This window comes from Bradyrhizobium sp. 18BD (genome assembly GCF_054185225.1).
The window spans coordinates 158,360-176,860 of the sequence record NZ_JAVAYL010000014.1 but is presented as its reverse complement, the minus strand read 5'-3'; the positions used below and the strand labels follow the sequence as shown (position 1 = coordinate 176,860).

Here is an 18,501-nt window from a genome sequence, read left to right as displayed (position 1 = left end):
GGTGAAGTTTGAGCCCCAAAATCTGTGGTTGAGGGGCTCTAAAGCCCTTCGACGGAGTGATGGTCGGGCGGAATCACCATGCTGGAGAACGAGCCGGGCACGGGGACGGAAGGCGGGCTGAAGAGCTGGCTCGAAGGTATCGGTCTTGGCCAGTACACCGATCTCTTCACGCAGCACCGCCTCGATCTCGATGTCATGGCGGACTTGACCGAAGCTGACCTGGTCGAGCTCGGCTTGCCGCTCGGCGACCGCAAGCGGCTGCGGCGGGCGATGGCGGCGCTGTTCCAGGCGGAAACCGCGGAGCCGCCGGCGACGACGGCGCGTCCGCAGAGCCGGACAGAGGCCGGCGCCGAACGGCGCCAGCTCACCACCATGTTCTGTGACATGGTCGATTCCACCGCGCTCTCGGCGCAGTTCGATCCGGAAGACGTGCGCGACATGATCGCGAGTTTTCGCGAGACCTGCGTACGTGTGGTGAAGCACTACGAAGGCTTTGCCGCCCGTTTCGTCGGCGACGGTATTTTGGTCTATTTCGGCTATCCGACCGCCCATGAGGACGACGCCGAGCGCGCGGTGCGCGCGGGGCTGGAGATCGTGCGAGTGCTCTCCACCGCGCGCGCGATCGAGCAGCGCGGCGCACTCAGCCACTCGCCCGCCGTCCGTATCGGCATCGCGACCGGTCTCGTCGTGGTCGGCGATCTCGTGGGGCAGGGCACCGAGGAGCGCGACTCGGCGGTCGGCGAAACCGTTAATCTCGCCGCGCGCCTGCAGGCTCTGGCGCCGCCCAACGGCGTGGTCATCTCGGCATCGACGCAGTCGCTGATCAAGGGCAAGTTCGACTATCGCAATCTCGGCGTCCACGCGCTGAAAGGCATCTCGGAGAAGGCGCAGGCCTGGCACGTGGTGCGCGCCACGCGCGTCGAAACGCGCTTCGCTGCCGCGATGGGCGGTCGATTGACGCCGCTGGTCAACCGCGAGGAAGAGATCGCGCTGCTGATGGGGCGCTGGCAGCAGGCCAAGGACGGTGACGGCCAGGTCGTGGTCAAGTTCGGCGAGCCCGGCATCGGCAAGTCGCGCATCATCCAGGAAATCTTCGAGCGGATCTCGGGCGACCGCCACGGGCAGGTCTCGTTCCAGTGCTCGCCCTATTACACGTCCACCGCGTTCTATCCGTTCTCCGAACAGCTCAAATTCTCCCTCGGTCTCGACCGCGAGGATTCGTCTGCGCTGTCGCTGGCGAGCCTGGAGACCGCGATCGCCGCCGCGCATGGCGACATCGAGCAGGTCGTGCCGCTGTTCGCCGCGCTGTTGTCGATCCCGACCGGCGAGCGCTATCCGCCGCTCGATCTGTCGCCGCAACAGCAGAAGGATGCCACCGTCGCGGCGCTGGTCAGCCACTTCCTCGGCCTCGCGCGCGAGATGCCGCTGGTGATCGCTTTCGAGGATTTGCACTGGATCGATCCGACCTCCCGCGAGGTCCTCGATCTCCTGGTCGACCGGGTGCAGAACCGGCCGATCCTGGTCGTCATCACCGCGCGCTCCGAATTCCAGCCGAGCTGGAGTGCGCATTCGCACATCACCACGCTGGTGCTGAACCGCCTGAGCCGGCAATTGCGCACGACGCTGGTCGAGCGCGTCGCCGGCCGTGAGCTCCCCAAGGAGGTCGTCGAGGAGATCATCGTCAAGACCGACGGCGTGCCGCTGTTCCTGGAAGAGCTCACCAAGACCGTTCTCGAATCCAACCTGCTGACCGAGCGGCACGGGCGCTACGTGCTGTCGGGCGCGTGGCGCCAGCTCGCGATCCCGGCGACGCTGACGGACTCGCTGATGGCGCGGCTCGACCGGATGGGGCCGTTCAAGCGGATCGCGCAGATCGGCGCCACCATCGGCCGCGAGTTTTCCTACGAGACGCTTCAGGCGGTTGCCAACACGCCGGCGGAGCAGATCGAGGCTGCGCTCAATCATCTGGAGGAAGCCGGGCTGATCATGCGCCGCGGTCATCCGCCCGATGCGCTCTACACCTTCAAGCATGTGATGATCCAGAACGCCGCGCATGCGAGCCTTTTGCACAGCGAGCGGCGCAAGCTGCATGCACGGATCGCCCAGATCCTGGCCGAGATGTATCCGGAGAAGACCGACCGCGAGCCGGAGCTGCTGGCCCATCATCTGACCGAGTCGGCCCAGAGTGAAGGCGCCGCCAGCTTCTGGCTCAAGGCTGGCAAGCAGGCGGCCAAGAGCGGCGCCAATCTGGAGGCGATCGGGCATCTCAGGCGCGGCCTCAGCGTCGTGCAGGCCAATGCGCGCATGCAGGGTGCCGACGAGATGGAGCTCGAGCTGCGCATCGCGCTCGGCAATGCGCTGATCGCCGCCAAGGGCTATGCCGTGCAGGAGGTCGAGGAGAATTACATCCGCGCGCTCGAGCTCGGCCAGCAGCTCGACGACGACGAGAAGGCCTTCGCCGCCACCCGCGGCCTCTGGGTCTGCCATTTCATCCGCGCCGACCTCACCCGCGCGCACGATCTCAGCGTCGAGCTGTTGAAGTTCGCCAAGCGCGAGCGGCTCAACGAGCGGACGCAGCCGGCGCAGCAGACTGGCTATCTGATCGAGGCGCATCGCTCGATCGCGATGACCATGCTCTACCGCGGCCGATTTGCCGCAGCCCAACACCATCTGCATCGCTGCATCAACCTCTACAGCCCCGATCTGCACTCCGATCTGATGGAGCGCCACGGTACCGATCCCGGCGTGGTCTCGCTGTCCTATCTCGGCTATCTCCTTTGGTTCCTGGGCCGGCCCGACGCCGCGCGCCAGCACAGCGAGCAGGCGATCCTGCACGCGGAGAAGATCCGTCATCCGTTCTCGCTCGCCTTCGCGCTCGTGTTCGGCGCCTATCTCTGCCAGCATCTGCGCGATATCGAGGGCACGCGCGACTACGCCAATCGCGCCATGATCATCGCCACGGAGCACAATTTCCTGCACTGGAAACAGCAGGCCGCGATCCTGCGCGGCTGGGCGCTGGCGCAGCTCGGCGAGGCCGACGAGGGCATCAGCCAGATGCGCTTCGGCCTCGACGAATATGAGGCGATGGATTCGTGGCTCGCCGGCTGCTGGTTCCGCTGCCTGCTCGCGGAAGCCTATGCCAAGGTCGGGATGCGCGATGCCGCCTTGCGCGCGCTGGACGGCGCGCTCGCGACCGCGCGGCGGACCGGCGACCATTCCTACCTCGCCGAGGTCTATCGCCTGCAGGGCGAGATCACGCTGTCGGCCGGCGACCCGGCGTCGGTGCAGGAGGCGGAGGACCTGTTCGGCCTGTCGCTGGAGACCGCACGCAAGCAGGGCGCGCTGTCCTGGGAGCTGCGCACCGCCGTCAGCCTCGCGCGCCTGTCGCACGAGGCCGGCAAGCGCGAGCATGCAAGCCTCCTGCTGGTGCCGATCGTCAGCAAGTTCAGCGAGGGCTTTTATACGCCGGACCTCAAACAGGCGATGCAGCTCGTCAACGAGCTCGGCGGCGACGCGCCCGTCCGCGAACAGGCTGATGCCGCAAGATGAACGATCTCGCGGAGGCGCGTGCGCGCTATGTGGAGAGAATCGCAAAGCGCGAGCGGATTTCCTCGAAACGCCTGCTCGCAGCCCTCGGCTCCGTGCCGCGCGAAGATTTTCTGGCGGGGGGACCCTGGCGCATCAAGAGCGAGGCGGCGCGCAGCTACCGGCTGACGCCCGATGCCGATCCCGTTCATCTCTACGACAACGTGCTGGTCGCGATCGACGCGCGCCGCAAGCTCGACACCGGACTGCCGAGCCTGTGGGCGCATTTCATCGACGTGCTTGACGTCAAGGAAAAGGACCGCGTCGTGCAGATCGGCTGCGGGCTCGGCTATTTCTCGGCGGTGCTGTCGGAGATCGTCGGACCGAAGGGCTGGGTGCATGCGATCGAATGCGACGAGCGGCTTGCGACGCGCGCTGCGGATTACCTTCGCCCCTATCGCAATGTCGCGGTGATCAATGGTGACGGATGCAAGGACACCGGTGAGGCTGCCGACGTGATCCTCGTCCACGCCGGCTTCTCGCACCCGCATCCGCTCTGGCTCCAGTCGCTCCGTCGGCGCGGCCGTCTCCTGGTGCCGCTGACCCAGCGGGATCGCGAAGGTGCCGCCCTCAAGGTCACCCGCAAGGGCAAGGGCTTCGAAGCCGAGGCGGTGCAGCAGATCCGGATCTATCCCGGCCGGGGCCGCGGGGTCACCGCGCTCGACGACCGCGTCGCCGATTGGTGGCAGCGCGCCTCCGCCCTGGCACCACTGCGCTTTCGCGGCATCGCGCAGGGGCTGCCCTCGGATGGCTAACAATTCGTTTCATTTTACCTTGATTGCGAATCGAAGTTTCCAACGTCTCGCGCCGCTTGTATGAGTGCAGCTCGATGGCCATTTGAGCACGCATCATGCATTCCGTTGCCCTGCTGACCGCCAGCTATGCCAAGGATATCGAGCGCTTCTCGCTGCTCAGCGAGAGCATCGACACCTGGCTCACGGGCTATACGCGGCATTATGTTCTCGTTAACGATGAGGATGTGCCGCTGTTCGCGCGGTTCGCATCCGACAAGCGCGTCATCGTTCCGGCCTCGCGCTATTTGCCGAAATGGCTGTTCGCGCTGCCGCCGGCGCTGCAGTTCATCAGCAGCCGGCGCGTCTGGCTCTCCTTGCTGTCGTCGCCGGTGCATGGATGGCACATCCAGCAGATCCTCAAGATCGCCGGCGTCCTCAACGCGCCCGAGCAGCGGGTCTGCATCCTGGATTCGGACAATCTGTTCTTCCGCGAATTCGACGTCGGACAGTACGCCGGCACCGAGAAGACGCCGCTGTTCGTCACGCCCAAGGGGATCGACGCCAACCATCCGCTGCATGTGCTGTGGCTCCGCACCGTCGATCAGCTTCTCGGCATCAAGGAGCGCACGTTCCCGGCCGACGATTATGTCGGAAACGCGCTGGTCTGGGACAAGGACGCGGCGCGCGCGATGACCGACGCCATCAAGTCGGCGACGGGCCAGAGCTGGGCGCTCGCGCTGTGTCGGAAGAAGAAGTTCTCCGAATATCTGCTTTACGGAAACTTCGTCGCCAATTCGCCTGCGCACCTGGCGGCGCATCGGGTGACGGAGGACAGCATCGCGGTGTCGCATTGGGACGATACCCGCCTCGATCGTCCGGCCATCGAGGCGATGATGCGCGCGGCGTCGCCGGAGCAGGTTGCGCTCTGCATCCAGTCCTATTCGTCGACCTCGATCGAGGACATCCGCGACGTATTCCGTCTCAGCTCGCGCGACCGTCGCGGTCCGAGCCTGTCGCCCGAAGACATGGGCGACGCGGCCGAGTTCGAGGTGAAGACGCGCTAGAGCGTCTTCAGACGTCTTTCGTGAACTTGCTGATCACGTCCATGAACGGCTTTGGCTTGAACTCGCCGTCGAGCGGCAAGGGCCGGTTCGGCTGCTTGTCCTTGCGGGCGAAGGTGCCGTTGATCCAGCTGTATCGATCTGAGAGACCCCAGGTCAGGATCGAGCGCACCGGGCCGCTGGTTGAAATGGCGGTCAGCAGATCGTCGACACGCTTGGCGACGATGGCGTCGCGTTCGGCCGGATTGCCCGTCAGCTTCTGGTCGTCGACGTCGAGCTCGGTGACGTACACCTCCAGGCCCCACGAGCGCAGCTCGGTGACGAATTCGGCCAAGCCATGCGTGTCGATCTCGAGCTCGGCATGCAGATGCGATTGCAGCCCCACGGCGTGCAGCGGGACGCCCTGATCGAGCAGCTCCATGATCAGGTTGCGGTAGGCCGCGCGCTTGGCGATGAACGAGTCTTTGGCCGACTCGATGTCGTATTCATTGATCGCGAGCTTGACGTAAGGGTCCGCCGCGGCCGCCGTGCGGAAGGCCAGCGGAATCCAGCTCTTGCCGAGATGCTGGGTCCAGAACGTGTCGCGCCGGTCGCCGACCCCCTTGGGATTGTCCGGGATCGGCTCGTTGACGACGTCCCACGAGGTCAGCTTGCCCTTGTAGTAGGACACGACGGTATTGATGTGATCGACATAGGCGCGCTCGACGCCTTTCGAATCCTTAATCTGCCTGGTCCAGTCCGGAATGTCGTGATACCAGGCCAGCGCGTGGCCGCGCATGGTCAGGTCGTTCTTCTCCGCGAAATCATAGATGGCGTCGGCGCGCTCGAAGGCGAAGGTGTGCGCGTCCGGCCGCAGCATCGGCCATTTCAGCTCGAGCACCGGCACGACCTGCGTGCAATAGGTGCTGATGGCTTCGCCGAGCCGCGGATCGGCCTGCAGGTCCCAGAGCGTGGCGGCAGCGCCGAAGCCTGGACGGCGCTGCGCAAATTTCGACACCGGCGGCGCCGCGGATGCCGATGCGCCCGCCGCGAGCGTGGCGGCGCTGCCGAGGAGAAATTCGCGTCTGTCGAGCTTGATCACGTGGCCGCGTCCTTCCGGAACCAACGCGCCAATGTACCAAGCGGCGCCTTGCGACGCCGCGGTTTCCTGTTGTTGGGTTAACTTTCGCGAACGGCCTTGTCAGCGCGCCCGACGCTGCATCACCGCTTCAGCGATCCCGTAATAATGAAGCGCGCCCTTCTCGAGCGTGAGATTGTCCATCGCATAGTCGCGAGGCGCGAAGTCGCCCGCGCCGACATGCGACCAGAAGCCGCTCCAATCCGAGATGAAGCTGCCGGCATCGGTGAATGTCATGCCGCAGCGCGCGTCGAAATAGGGCACCGAGGACACGCCGCCCTCGTATCTCACCCGGTGCGGAAAATACTCCGGGTCCTGCCACGGTCCGCCGCGATCCCAGGCGAACACGGGAACGCCGCTCGACAGCGCCTGCTGGCAGGCGATGCCCTGGCTCTCGTGCTCGCACAGGAAGATCATGCTGCGGCAGCGCGCCAGCGCCGCCTTGTAATCGTCTTCCTTGTAATGGCTGTAGCGGATCAATTCGACCGTGCGGCCGCTTGCTGCGAGATGCCGGCGGATCGGCTCGATCAGCTCCGCATCGAAGCGGTCATGCTCCCAGCGCACCTTGTCGTAGAGCAGCACGTCGACGCTCTTCTGCTCGGCCGGCGCAGGCATCCACACATCGGTCTCGATGCCGACCGGCCAGATCTCGACATGCGGCCAATAAGGACGGCACATGTCGGCGTACCAGACGCAGGGCACCAGGATGGTCCTGGTGTGCAAATCGTGCAGATGCTCGGGCGCTTCCACCGGGTGGTTGTACATGGCAACGCCGAGCAGCAGCGGGTTCTTCCAGTCGAACCAGTCCAGCACGAACGGCCGCCCGATGATGCAGGCGAGCTCGTCCGGATGCTTGCGGATGTAGCCGTAATCGTTGACGCGATAGGGGATACCGAGACGGTCGAGCCCGGCGCAGAGATTGAGGAACACGCGCCGCTGGCCGCTGATCCACGACTTGCCGAGCAGCATGCGCCGCAGCAGCGGCCGGATGTGGCGGTCGCCCGGAAACCAGCGGTCGTCCCGTTCCTCGAAGAACAGGTTGAGCGTCATCCGCTCGCCGCCGGCAGGGGCCGCCGGAACCAGGGGAGCATCGAGGTCGCCATGCGGCAGATCGGCCAGGTTTGCCCGGATACGCTCGACAACTTCCATAGTCACGTCCACGCATTGCCAGGATTTCGGGTGACGACCTGAAATCATGGTTTCTTTTCCGTGATTGCGGCGGCCGGTTCAAGGAAAGGGCAAATTTAACGCTAACGCGCGAAATCCGCCTCGACGCCCCATTCGCGGGCCGATTTCCAGACTTATGTGACACTCTTCGGGGATGCTGCGGCGCAGTCCGATCCGCCACACCAAGGTCCAATTAATGAACGGCCGTCTCCATCGCGCTGCCGGTCCCGTGCTCGCATGCTGAACCGCCATTTCTCGATCTATCTCGTGGCCTACATCCTGCCTGCGGCGGTGGGCTTCTTCGCGGTCACCGCCTACACACGGCTGCTCACGCCTGCGGAATACGGCGTCTATGTCGTCGGCATCAGCCTTGCGGGCATTCTCGGCGCGATCTTCTTCGCCTGGATCAAGCTGTCGGTGTCGCGCTATCAGGCGATGTCGGCGGAGGTGGACTTTCGCGGCACGGCGATGGTCGCCTTTGGTCTCACGGTTGCGGTGCTCTGCGCCACGACTCCATTGGTTTTCCTGTTCCGCAGCGACGTCAGCATCGAGCTGCTGCTCGCCAGCATGTTCGTCGCGATCATGGCCAACGCGGTCGATGTCGGCCAGGAGTTCGAGCGCGCCAAGCTGCGGCCCTATCGCTTCGCGGCCATCTCGATCGTGCGCAGCGTATCGAGCGTCGGCTTCGGCCTGCTCGGGATCTGGCTCGGCTGGGGCGGCATGGGCCTGCTCGCGGCCTTCGGCCTGGGATCGCTCACCGGCATCATCCTTAATCTCGTCGGTGATCGCACCAGGATCGCGCGCTTCCAGCGCAGCCAGTTCATGCAGCTCGCGCGCTATGGCCTGCCGCTGACGCTGGCCGGCCTCTCGGTCGCGCTGTACTCGACCTGCGACCGTCTCATCGTCGCTTATCTCCTCGGCAAGGACGCCGCCGGCATCTTCGGCGTCGCCGCCGATCTGCCGCGCCAGTTCATGGTGATGATCGCCTCCAGCGTTGCCGCTGCGACCGTGCCGCTGGTGTTCCGGTCGCTGTCGGAGAACAACAAGGAGATCACGCGCGAGCGGCTGACCGAGAGCCTCGAGCTGCTTCTCGTCGTCGTCGCGCCGGTCGCGATCTGGCTGGCGCTCGCCGCCGACCAGGTTGCGGGCACGCTCGTCGGCGTCGATTTCCGTGCCGGCGTGTCGGCGCTGCTGCCGACCCTGGTGCTTGCCCGCTTCTTCGGTATCGCCAACCAGTTCTACGTCCAGATCAGCTTTCAGCTCGCCGAGCGTCCCTTCATGCTGGCGGCGCAGTCCTTCCTCACGCTGGTGGTGAGCGTCGCCCTGATGTTCGCGCTGGTGGCAGGCTACGGCCTCTACGGCGCTGCGCTGGCAACGTTCGCGACCGAGGCGATCGGCTTCGTCGTCGCCGTCGTCCTGATGCACCGTGCCCAGCCCGTGCCGTTCGATTTCAACCGGCTCGCGGGCGTTGCGGCGTCGGCTGCCGCAATGGCGGGCGCGACCCTTGTCGCGCGGTCGCAGGTCAACGGCACCGGCCTCGTGGCGCTGATTGTCGTCAGCCTCGCCGGCGGTCTTGCTTACGTCGCCGCGGCCTGGCTGCTCAACGTCGCGAATGTGCGGACGCTGTCGCTCCGTTTCCTGCGGACCTTCAACCGCAAGGCGCTGGGCGTCTAGGCCTGCGCTACCCCGCCAGGAATCCTCCATCCACGGCAACGACGGTGCCGGTCGCGTATTGCGACGCCGGCATGCAAAGGAAGGCCACCGCGCCGGCAATGTCTTCCGGCTTTCCCCAGCGCTTGAACGCTGTGCGGTCGGCGATGCGCTGATAATGCGCAAGGTCAGTGCGGCCGGCGGCGTTGATTGCGGTTTCGATATAGCCGGGCGCAACCGCGTTGACGCGGATGCCTTCCTCGGCCCATTTCAGGGCGAGCGCCTTGGTCAGCATCACGACACCGCCCTTGCTGGCGCAATAGGCCGAGATTCGCGGCAGCGCCAGCGTCGCATTCATCGAGGCGATGTTGACGATCGAGCCCCTCGTCTCCGCGAGCAGCGGGTGGAACGCCATGCAGGTCCGGAACGTGCCGGTGAGGTTGACGTCGATCACCTTCATGAAGGTCTCGATCTCGAATTCCTTGTCGCGTGCGAGAATCCCGGCGCAATTGACCAGGGCGTCGACACGCTTCTGCTTCCGGGCGAAGGACGTCACGGCCGCATCGTCGGTGACATCGAGCGTCGCGAGCGCGAGGCTCGCGCGCGGCTTGAGCAGCGTGCGGGCAAGATCGGCGTCGTTGGCGCCGGTTGCCGTGACGGTCGCGCCGAGATCACAAAACTGGTTGCTGATCGCAGCGCCGATGTCGCCGGCGCCGCCGATCACGACGGCATGAAAGCCGGGTGCGAGAGAAAAATTCGAACTCATGGGCAGGGTCTCACTTCAGGGATTTCGGAGGCGGAGCTGTCGACTCGCGCACCACCAGCGAGAAGTCGATCTCGCGATGCATGATGGTCTGCTCGCCGGCGAGGCTGCGCACCAGGTATTCGCCGGCGCGCTGCCAGGTTTCTCCGGTCGGAACATGGATCGTGGTCAGGCTCGGCCGCAAATGCCTGCTCCAGTCGAGGTCGTCGAAGCCGATGACGGACAGGTCGCGCGGCACGGAGAACCCGTCGCGCTCCGCCTCGAGCAGCACGCCATAGGCGATGACGTCGTTGCCGCACACCACGGCCGTCGGACGGTCTTTCAGATTCAGGAGATAGCGTGCCGCCTCGCGCGCGTCGTCCAGCGTATAGGGCACCTCGACATGCCATTGCGGCGGAAGCTCGATGCCGTTCTCGGCGAGCGCACGGCGAAAGCCGGCGACGCGGGCGCTGGCGCGGTCGTTGTTGCGCTGGAGCGCCGAGACGATGCCGATACGGCGATGGCCGAGCTCGATGACATGCGCGGCCGCGCGATGGGCCGCGGCTTCGTTGTCGGTGCCGACGCAGGGGTAGGGCCTGTCAGGCTGGTAGATGCCGACATTGATGAAGGGTACGGCGTTGTCGGCGAGCAGTTTTCGCAGGCCGTCGTGATGGCAGTCGCCGCGCAGCACGAGGCCGTCGACGCCGCGGCTGATCAGATTGCGCGCCTGCTGCAATTCGATATCGAGATCGTATCCGCTGGTGGTGAGGAACAGCATGTATCCGACCGAGGAGAGATATTGCTGTAGCGAGGCGATGCCGCGCGCGAACATCGTGTTGTCGATCGTCGGCACGATCGCGCCAAGCGTGCGCGAACGCCGTGACGACAGGATGCGCGCCGGCGCATGGGGGATGTAGCCGAGCGCGTCGATGGCCTGCTCGATGCGTGCGCGCAGGGACGGACTCACCGCGTCGGGATTGTTGAGAGCACGCGAGACCGATGCGGTCGAAACGCCGGCCCGGGCTGCGACGGCGCGGATGCCCTGTTTCACAGACTTGGCGTTGGTCAGTCCCATGAATGTAACGTTACATCCTGTGCCGCGAGCGGCGTGCTAACGGGAATGTCGTAAATCTGCCGCAGATCGTGCGGCTTGTCCATCGCTTGACACGGCGGATGGGCGGTCTATTTTGTAACCGTTTTCAGATGGTGCTCAAACGTGTTCAAAATGGTCCGCCAGCTTAAGGCGGCCAGCCGGGAGGAGAGTTCGATGAAGGCCAGGATGCTCGCGACCCATGTCGCGCTGCCCGTTCTCGCGATGGCCGTCAGCGCGCAGGCGCGCGCGGCCGATTTCGACTGGATGAAGTTCAAGGGCAAGACCGTCACCTTTCTCGCCAACAACAATCCGGTCTCGCAGGCGCTGCTGACCTACAAGGCTGATTTCGAGAAGCTGACCGGCATGACCCTGAAGGTCGACGGCTATCAGGAACAGCAGATGCGCCAGCGTCTGGTCACGGTCATGAACGCGAACAGCGACGAGGTCGATGTGTTCATGACGCTGCCCTCGCGCGAGGGCGAGCAGTTCGCCGCTGCCGGCTGGTACGGCGATCTCACCGCGATGGCCAAGAACGAGGTCGCGAAGGACTACGATCCTGCGGGGCTGAGCCAGGCTCTGCTCAAGGCGGCGACCTTCGGCGGCAAGCTGACCAGCATGCCGATGAATCTCGAAGGTCCGATCTTCTATTACCGCACCGACATCTTCAAGAAGTGCGGTCTCGAGGCACCGAAAACGATCAAGGATGTCGAGACTGCGGCCGAGAAGATCAAGGCATGCGACAGCACGGTGACGCCGTTCGTCTCGCGCGGCCTCAAGCCCGCGGTCGCCTACACCTTCAGCAACATGCTGCATAATATCGGCGGCAGTTACATCGCCAATGGCAAGTCGAACCTCTGTTCGGCGAAGGGCAAGGAGGCGCTCGATATCTATAGCCGGCTGCTGCGCGATTTCGGCCCGCCCGGCGTCGTCAACTACAGCTTCCAGCAGATTTCCGCATTGTATCGCGGCGGTCGCGCCGCGATGGCGTTCGAATCCTCGAATGAACTGCGCACCGTGATGGAAGGCGGCGCGCGGCTCAAGGACACCGGTCTGCTGCCGTTCCCGGCGGGCGATGCCGGCCAGGTGCCGACCACGATCGGCTGGGGCATGGCGGTGTCCTCGCACAGCAAGCAGCCGGATGCGGCCTGGTACTTCGTGCAATGGGCGACCAGCCCGGAGGTGCAGAAAAAGATGGCGCTGCAGGGTATCGCCCCGCCGCGCCCGTCGGTTGCCAACGATCCCGAATATCGCAAGTGGATCGATGAGGAGCCGGTGCGGAAGGAGTGGCAGGCTGCGCTCGACGTGCTCGCCACCAAGGGCTCGTCCGAAGTCGGCTATCCCATCGTCGCCAATCCGCAATCGCGCGAGTTCATCGGGCAGGCGGTGCAGGATCTGATCCTGAAGCAGAAGCCGATCGACCAGGCTTGCGCCGATGCCGACAAGGCGCTGGACGCGCTGATCGCGCTGAACTGACCGCCCGATGCCGGCCGGCTTGCTGCCTGCCGGCACCTAACCCGATCGAGGACAGGAGCACATGTCGGACACGGCTGCGACACTCACGCAGGACCGGCAGAAGCTGGAGATGGCGGCGCTCTCGGCGCCGGCCGTGGTCTTCACGGTCGCGATGATCGCGTTTCCGGTCATCTACACGATCTGGCTCAGCTTCCAGACGTTCTCCTCGACCGGCAAGCAGTCCTTTGCGGGTCTCGCCAATTATTCGAAGCTGATCTCCGACGTCGAGTTCTGGCACGGGCTGTGGGTCACCATCGCGCTGTTCGTGCTGTCGCTGGCGCTCCAGCTCGTCTTCGGCATCTGGCTCGCGCTGGTGCTGTTCCATGCAAAGCGACTGCCGGGGATTGTGCGCTCGCTGTTCATCTCGCCCTTCATGATGCCGCCTGTCGTGGCCGGCATGATGTGGCTGGTGATCCTCGATCCCTCGCTGGGTGCCGCCAATTTCATCCTCCAGTCGCTCGGCCTGCCGCCGTCGGACTGGCTGGCCTCGCCGATATGGGTGATTCCGACGGTGGCGCTGATCGACAGCTGGCAGTGGACGCCCTACGTCGCCCTGATCGTGCTGGGCGGATTGCAGTCCCTGCCGCCGAGCGTCTACGAGGCTGCGCAGATCGACGGCGCGTCCCCGTTCAAGACCTTCCAGCGCATCACGCTGCCGTTGCTGCTGCCGACCATCGTCACCGCGGCGATCCTGCGCAGCGTCGATCTCCTGCGCTTCTTCGACATCATCTACATCACCACCCAGGGCGGGCCGGGCAACGCCTCGAACACGCTCAACATCTACGGCTTCCGGGTCGGCTTCGAGTTCTTCAACATCGGCTATGCCAGTGCGCTGATGCTGACGCTGACGGCGATCGTGTTCGGGGCCGTGCTCGCCTTCAACCGCCTGCGCGGCGCAGTGACGTGGTGATGTCATGACCGATGCCGCCAACACCGACCGCTGGATCCGCTGGCTCAACACCGTGCAACTCGTGCTCGCCGGCGTGCTCATCATGGCGCCGACGGTCTGGATGGTGCTGTCCTCGTTCAAGCCGTCCTTCGAGGTCACCGCCTATCCGCCCACGCTGATCTTCTCGCCGACGCTCGACAACTATGTCGAGCTGACCAGGACCACGCCGTTCCTGAGCTACGCGCTCAACAGCCTCATCGTCACCGTCGGCTCGACCGCGCTCGGTCTTCTGTTTGGAATCCCCGCCGCGTTCGCCGTCTCCTGGACGCGGATTTCGTGGCCGGCGATCCTGACACTTGCGGCGCGCATGGCGCCCGGCACGCTGTTCCTGCTGCCCTGGTACGTCATGTTCCGGCAGATCGGCATGATCGGCTCCTACACCGCGCTGATTCTCAGTCATGCCGTGATCACGCTGCCGATTGTGATCTGGGTTCTGCTGCCGTCCTTCGACGGCATTCCGCGCAGCGTGTTCGAGGCCGCACAGGTGGACGGATGCAGCGTCACGCGCATCCTCTGGCGCATCGCGCTGCCGCTGGTGGCTTCCGGTGTCGCGGTCTCGGCGATCCTCGCCTTCGTATTCTCGTGGAACTACTTCCTGTTTGCGCTGGTGCTCTCCAATGGCGACACCAAGACGCTGATCGCGGCGGCTTTCAACTTCATCGGCGAAGGCTCGACGCAATGGGGCGCACTCATGGCTGCGGCGACGCTGATCGCGTTGCCGCCGCTGGTGCTGGCCGCCCTGGTTCAGCGCTGGCTGGTGTCGGGACTGACGCTCGGCGCGGTGAAAGGCTAGGTAACTGATGAACATATCATCCCGTCCGAATTCGATCATGCAGGCCGCGGTCTTCCACGGCAACGACCGCATCACCATTGAGCGCGTAGCGATGCCCGATGTCGGTGCCGGCGAAGTACTGGTCCGTGTCTCGCGCACGGCGTTATGCGGCTCCGACTTCAAGCTCTGGCACAAGGGCGCCGAGTTCACCGCCGGCCACGAGATCTTCGGCGTCGTCGAGCAGCCGGGCCACCGCCTGCATGGCCGCCGCTGCGCCGTTTATATCCCGCTGCACTGCGGCCACTGCGCCGCCTGCAAGCGCGGCGACACTCAAATGTGCCTCGAAGTCTCCAGCCTGATCGGCTGGAACAGGCCGGGCGGCTATGCCGAATATGTGCCGGTGCCGGAGAACTGCCTGCTGCCGGTGCCTGATGACATCGAGGACAGCCTCGCCCCGCTGCTGCTCGACACGATCGGTACGTCAGGCCATGCCGTGCGCTTCGTCAGCCGGGTGGTGCCGGCGAGTGAGGCCGGACCTGTTCTCGTGATGGGCGCGGGCCCCGTCGGCCTCGGGGTCGTGCTGGCGCTCCGCGCGCTCGGCTACGACGATATCTACGTCGCCGATCCCAATGCGGCGCGTCTGAAGATCGCGCAATCCTTCGGCGCGAAGGCGCACCCCGTCGGCGATACCTCGAAGCGCTTCGCCCTCATCATGGAATGCTCGGGCGCGCACGCGGCGCGTAACCTCGGCATCGAGCTCGTCCTGCCGCGCGGCGCGCTGGTGCTGGTCGGCGAGAACGCCGCGCCTTGGACCATCGAGGAAGGCAAGGTCTTCCGCCGCAAGGACTTCTACATGATCCGGACCTTCTACTTCCCGGTCTCGGATTTCGAGCCGAATGTCGAGCTGCTGCGCAAGTACAAGGACGAGTACCGCGTCCTCGTCGACGGCGAGTTCGGCCTGTCCGCTCTCCCGGACAATTTCGCCCGCTTCGCCAAAGGCGAGCTGATCAAGCCTGTGCTGGCGCTGGACTGAGCGATCATGGCCTCGATCTCCATCCGCAACCTTACCAAGCGCTACGGCAATTTCACCGTGATCCCTGATCTCAACCTGGAGATCGCGGACCATGAGTTCGTCGTATTCGTTGGCCCGTCCGGCTGCGGCAAGTCGACCCTGCTGCGGATCATCGCGGGCCTCGAGCCGATCTCGTCGGGCGACCTCTATATCGGCGACAAGCGCGTCAACGGCGTGCAGGCCGCGCAGCGCGACATCGCCATGGTATTCCAGGATTACGCGCTCTATCCGCATATGAGCGTCTACGACAACATGTCGTTCGCGCTGGAGCTGCGGGGCACGCCGAAGGCGGAAATCGACGGGCGGGTGAAGCGCGCCGCGGCCCTGTTGCACATCGAGCCTTATCTCAATCGCAAACCGAAAGAGCTGTCCGGCGGTCAACGCCAGCGCGTCGCCATGGGCCGCGCCATCGTGCGTAATCCCAAGGCGTTCCTGTTCGACGAGCCGCTGTCCAATCTCGACGCCAAGCTGCGCGGGCAGGTCCGCGCCGAGATCAAGGCGCTGTCGCAGGAATTGAAGACCACCATGGTCTTCGTCACCCACGACCAGATCGAGGCCATGACCATGGCCGACAGGATCGTGGTGCTCCAGAACGGCACGATCCAGCAATACGACACGCCGGAGACGGTCTATGAGCGACCGGCCAATCAGTTCGTCGCCGGGTTCATCGGCTCACCCGCCATGAACTTCTTTCCGGTCGAATGGCGCCAGGAGCGTGCCGTCCTCTCGCAAGGTGGAACGGTGGTGCCGCTGGACGGCGAGCCCGCAGCCCGCCTGAGCAAGGCCGGCAATGCCGTGCTGGGCATTCGTCCCGAACATTTTGCCGTCGCGACCGATGCCGCCGATGGCATCGCGATCAACGTCAAGCTGGTCGAGCCGCTCGGTTCGGACACGTTGATCCATTTCGATCTTGCTGGCGTCTCGGCCATCGCGCGGGTCGACCCGTCGCTGCGGCCGAAGGTCGGCGATCGCATCAGTCTGCGTCCGCAGCCAGGCAAGACGCATCTGTTCGATGCCGCTAACGGACAGGTCTTGCGGTGAGCGTGTCGATCAACATTGCCGATCTCTCGGCGCTGGCGGATGTCGCATCCAGGGCGAAGCCTGTGCACGTGATCTGCCTGGGACTGTCCGCGCTCGACCAGGTCTGGCGGGTCGATCGCCCGTTTGCGGGTGGAAGCGAGAAGATCAAGGCCGTCGAATACGGCACGCTCGGCGGCGGCATGGCCGCCAATGCGAGCGTGGCGGTAGCCGAGCTTGGCGCGTCGGTTGCATTCTGGGGGCGGGCTGGGAACGACGCCGCCGGCCATGAGATGAAGTCCGCCTTCACCACCGCAGGTGTTGACGTCGAGAATTTTCGGCTGTTTCCCGAGGGCCGCTCGTCCGTGTCCGGGATCATCGTGGACAGTTCAGGCGAACGCCAGATCGTGAATTTCCGCGGCCTCTATCCCGAAGCCGCGGATTGGCTTCCGCTCAAAGCGGTTGCGCGCGCCTCCTCCGTGCTGGCGGATCCGCGCTGGGTCGAGGGTGCGGCGACGCTGTTCCGCGAGGCGCGGGCGCAGGGCATTGCGACGGTGCTTGATGGCGACATGGCCGACGCCGAGGTGTTCGAGCGGCTGCTGCCGCTGACCGACCACGCGATCTTTTCCGAGCCCGCGCTCACCGCCTTTGCCGGCTCGGCCAAGGATGAATCCCTCGCAGCGCTTGTGCGCTTCGGCTGCCGCGTGACCGCGGTGACGCGCGGCGAGGGCGGCGTCAGCTGGTACGAGAACGGCGAGCTGCACCGGCAGGCCGCTTATGCCGTCGACGTCGTCGACACCACCGGCGCAGGCGACGTCTTCCACGGTGCCTACGCGCTGGCGATCGGCGCCGGCCTCGATGTGCGCGCCGCCATGGCGTTTTCGGCGGCCTCGGCCGCCATGAAATGCCGCCATGCCGGCGGCCGCAATGGAATCCCCACCATCAACGAGTGTCTTGTATTTATGAGGACGAAGCCATGAGAACGATTGGAAAGAACCGCGGCCTGGCACGGCTCGCTGACGCGGATGGCCACTTTCGCATGGTCGCGCTGGATCAGCGGCCGCCTTTGTTCGATGCCATCGCGAAAGCAAAGGGCATCACGCGGGATCAGGTCGAATATTCCGATGTGACTGCGGCGAAGCGCCTCCTGGTCGAGAACCTCGCGCCGCACTGCAGCTCGATGCTGTTCGATCCGAACTTCGCGGTGCCCGCCGCGATCGATCTGCTGCCGCCGCGCTGCGGCCTGATCATGACGCTGGAGGAGCATCGCGTCGAGGAAACCGCGGGCGGCCGGAAGTCGCGTGCGATCACCAATTGGAACGTCGACAAGATCCGCGCCATGGGCGGCGATGCCGTCAAGGTGCTGGCCTGGTACCGGCCGGACGCCGATGCCGCTGTGAACGAGCACCAGAAGAAATTCGTGCGCGAGATCGGCGAGGACTGTGCCCGCCACGACATTCCTTACGTGCTCGAACTGCTGGTCTATCCGTTCCTCGGCAGCGCCAATCACACCGCCGACTACGTGGAATCGCCCGGCAAGCTGCCCGCCCTCGTGATCGACAGCGTGCGCGAATTTGCCAAGCCGGAATACGGCGTCGATCTCCTCAAGCTGGAGAGCCCACTGGCGGCCAACGGCCTGCCGGCCCGCGACGGCAGCGCTGAGGCGAAGGCCGCCCAGAAGGAGTTCGATGCGATCGGCGATATCTGCCGCGAGCGGAGCATCCCCTGGGTGCTGCTGTCGGGCGGCGCCGCGCCGGAAAAGTTCGAGCGCGTGCTCGATTACTCCTATGCCGCGGGCGCAAGCGGCTTCCTGGCGGGCCGCACCATCTGGCTCGATGCGGTGCTGAAGAATTTCCCGGACCGCGCCGCGGTGTCGGCCAGCCTGCGCAAGGATGGCCTCAACGTGCTCGAGCGGCTCAACAAGCTGACCACGGCCAAGGGCACGCGCTGGAAGGCGCGCTTCCCGGTGTTCGCTGACATCAAGCAGGAAGGTGACTTCGCGCGCGCCTACTGAGATATTGGTGGCTCCG

At 65.1% G+C, this 18,501-nt stretch carries 15 protein-coding genes; 11 read left to right on the top strand and 4 right to left on the bottom strand.

Annotation, left to right across the window (positions count from 1 at the left end):
* Positions 1-78: 78 nt before the first annotated feature.
* The 3 genes from RAD16_RS24960 to RAD16_RS24950 all read left to right on the top strand — a co-directional run bounded on the left by RAD16_RS24960 (position 79) and on the right by RAD16_RS24950 (position 5,383).
* Entirely contained in the window at positions 79-3,549 is a 3,471-nt protein-coding gene (locus RAD16_RS24960; protein WP_458160501.1) for an ATP-binding protein, read from the top strand.
* Positions 3,546-4,340 (top strand): protein-L-isoaspartate O-methyltransferase family protein, encoded by a 795-nt coding sequence (locus RAD16_RS24955; protein WP_458160500.1) that lies wholly within the window; start codon positions 3,546-3,548, stop codon positions 4,338-4,340. Before RAD16_RS24960 ends, RAD16_RS24955 begins: the two co-directional genes overlap by 4 nt.
* Before the next feature lie 95 nt (positions 4,341-4,435).
* Positions 4,436-5,383 (top strand): DUF6492 family protein, encoded by a 948-nt coding sequence (locus RAD16_RS24950; RefSeq protein ID WP_458160499.1) that lies wholly within the window; start codon positions 4,436-4,438, stop codon positions 5,381-5,383.
* A 7-nt stretch (positions 5,384-5,390) separates the two neighbouring features.
* On the opposite strand, the gene RAD16_RS24945 is transcribed toward RAD16_RS24950, so the two are convergent.
* Positions 5,391-6,461, bottom strand: a complete 1,071-nt coding sequence (locus tag RAD16_RS24945; RefSeq protein WP_458160498.1) for an endo-1,4-beta-xylanase — start codon at positions 6,459-6,461, stop codon at positions 5,391-5,393.
* Between the two features lie 99 nt (positions 6,462-6,560).
* A complete protein-coding gene (locus RAD16_RS24940; RefSeq protein WP_458160497.1) occupies positions 6,561-7,646 on the bottom strand; it encodes a glycosyltransferase in 1,086 nt (361 codons plus the stop codon).
* A gap of 255 nt (positions 7,647-7,901) precedes the next feature.
* On the opposite strand from RAD16_RS24940, the gene RAD16_RS24935 reads away from it, so the two are divergent.
* The gene (locus RAD16_RS24935) at positions 7,902-9,338 is read left to right on the top strand and encodes a lipopolysaccharide biosynthesis protein (protein ID WP_458160496.1); all 1,437 of its coding nucleotides are present in this window, start codon (positions 7,902-7,904) and stop codon (positions 9,336-9,338) included.
* 7 nt (positions 9,339-9,345) lie between these two features.
* Here the strand turns inward: RAD16_RS24935 and RAD16_RS24930 are convergent, their stop codons facing one another.
* Together RAD16_RS24930 and RAD16_RS24925 are read right to left on the bottom strand one after the other, a co-directional pair.
* Positions 9,346-10,080: an SDR family NAD(P)-dependent oxidoreductase gene (locus tag RAD16_RS24930; protein ID WP_458160495.1), complete on the bottom strand. Its 735-nt coding sequence runs from the start codon at positions 10,078-10,080 to the stop codon at positions 9,346-9,348.
* 10 nt (positions 10,081-10,090) lie between these two features.
* Positions 10,091-11,131: a LacI family DNA-binding transcriptional regulator gene (locus RAD16_RS24925; RefSeq protein WP_458160494.1), complete on the bottom strand. Its 1,041-nt coding sequence runs from the start codon at positions 11,129-11,131 to the stop codon at positions 10,091-10,093.
* Between the two features lie 192 nt (positions 11,132-11,323).
* Between RAD16_RS24925 and RAD16_RS24920 the strand changes: the two genes are divergently transcribed.
* From RAD16_RS24920 to RAD16_RS24890, 7 genes are all read left to right on the top strand, one after another.
* Positions 11,324-12,622 carry an ABC transporter substrate-binding protein gene (locus RAD16_RS24920; protein ID WP_458160493.1) on the top strand — a complete coding sequence of 433 codons (1,299 nt, stop codon included), beginning with the start codon at positions 11,324-11,326 and terminating at the stop codon, positions 12,620-12,622.
* Positions 12,623-12,683: 61 nt separating this feature from the next.
* The gene (locus RAD16_RS24915) at positions 12,684-13,571 is read left to right on the top strand and encodes a carbohydrate ABC transporter permease (protein ID WP_458160492.1); all 888 of its coding nucleotides are present in this window, start codon (positions 12,684-12,686) and stop codon (positions 13,569-13,571) included.
* A 4-nt stretch (positions 13,572-13,575) separates the two neighbouring features.
* Positions 13,576-14,403, top strand: coding sequence for a carbohydrate ABC transporter permease (locus tag RAD16_RS24910; RefSeq protein ID WP_458160491.1), 828 nt, complete (start codon positions 13,576-13,578; stop codon positions 14,401-14,403).
* Between the two features lie 7 nt (positions 14,404-14,410).
* Positions 14,411-15,415 (top strand): zinc-dependent alcohol dehydrogenase family protein, encoded by a 1,005-nt coding sequence (locus RAD16_RS24905; RefSeq protein ID WP_458160490.1) that lies wholly within the window; start codon positions 14,411-14,413, stop codon positions 15,413-15,415.
* A gap of 6 nt (positions 15,416-15,421) precedes the next feature.
* The gene (locus RAD16_RS24900; RefSeq protein WP_458160489.1) at positions 15,422-16,495 is read left to right on the top strand and encodes an ABC transporter ATP-binding protein; all 1,074 of its coding nucleotides are present in this window, start codon (positions 15,422-15,424) and stop codon (positions 16,493-16,495) included.
* Positions 16,492-17,451 (top strand): sugar kinase, encoded by a 960-nt coding sequence (locus tag RAD16_RS24895; RefSeq protein WP_458160488.1) that lies wholly within the window; start codon positions 16,492-16,494, stop codon positions 17,449-17,451. Before RAD16_RS24900 ends, RAD16_RS24895 begins: the two co-directional genes overlap by 4 nt.
* The gene (locus RAD16_RS24890; protein WP_458160487.1) at positions 17,448-18,485 is read left to right on the top strand and encodes a tagatose 1,6-diphosphate aldolase; all 1,038 of its coding nucleotides are present in this window, start codon (positions 17,448-17,450) and stop codon (positions 18,483-18,485) included. The genes RAD16_RS24895 and RAD16_RS24890 overlap by 4 nt, the downstream gene beginning before the upstream one ends.
* The last annotated feature ends 16 nt before the right edge of the window (positions 18,486-18,501 follow it).

What these genes read in the sequence shown, in the direction of transcription:
- RAD16_RS24890 (WP_458160487.1), top strand. Translation starts at nt 17,448, where the DNA reads ATGAGAACGATTGGAAAGAACCGCGGCCTGGCACGGCTCGCTGACGCG.
- RAD16_RS24905 (WP_458160490.1), top strand. Translation starts at nt 14,411, where the DNA reads ATGAACATATCATCCCGTCCGAATTCGATCATGCAGGCCGCGGTCTTC.
- RAD16_RS24950 (WP_458160499.1), top strand. Translation starts at nt 4,436, where the DNA reads ATGCATTCCGTTGCCCTGCTGACCGCCAGCTATGCCAAGGATATCGAG.
- RAD16_RS24960 (WP_458160501.1), top strand. Translation starts at nt 79, where the DNA reads ATGCTGGAGAACGAGCCGGGCACGGGGACGGAAGGCGGGCTGAAGAGC.
- RAD16_RS24940 (WP_458160497.1), bottom strand. Translation starts at nt 7,646, where the DNA reads ATGGAAGTTGTCGAGCGTATCCGGGCAAACCTGGCCGATCTGCCGCAT.
- RAD16_RS24925 (WP_458160494.1), bottom strand. Translation starts at nt 11,131, where the DNA reads ATGGGACTGACCAACGCCAAGTCTGTGAAACAGGGCATCCGCGCCGTC.
- RAD16_RS24935 (WP_458160496.1), top strand. Translation starts at nt 7,902, where the DNA reads ATGCTGAACCGCCATTTCTCGATCTATCTCGTGGCCTACATCCTGCCT.
- RAD16_RS24915 (WP_458160492.1), top strand. Translation starts at nt 12,684, where the DNA reads ATGTCGGACACGGCTGCGACACTCACGCAGGACCGGCAGAAGCTGGAG.
- RAD16_RS24910 (WP_458160491.1), top strand. Translation starts at nt 13,576, where the DNA reads ATGACCGATGCCGCCAACACCGACCGCTGGATCCGCTGGCTCAACACC.
- RAD16_RS24900 (WP_458160489.1), top strand. Translation starts at nt 15,422, where the DNA reads ATGGCCTCGATCTCCATCCGCAACCTTACCAAGCGCTACGGCAATTTC.
- RAD16_RS24955 (WP_458160500.1), top strand. Translation starts at nt 3,546, where the DNA reads ATGAACGATCTCGCGGAGGCGCGTGCGCGCTATGTGGAGAGAATCGCA.
- RAD16_RS24920 (WP_458160493.1), top strand. Translation starts at nt 11,324, where the DNA reads ATGAAGGCCAGGATGCTCGCGACCCATGTCGCGCTGCCCGTTCTCGCG.
- RAD16_RS24930 (WP_458160495.1), bottom strand. Translation starts at nt 10,080, where the DNA reads ATGAGTTCGAATTTTTCTCTCGCACCCGGCTTTCATGCCGTCGTGATC.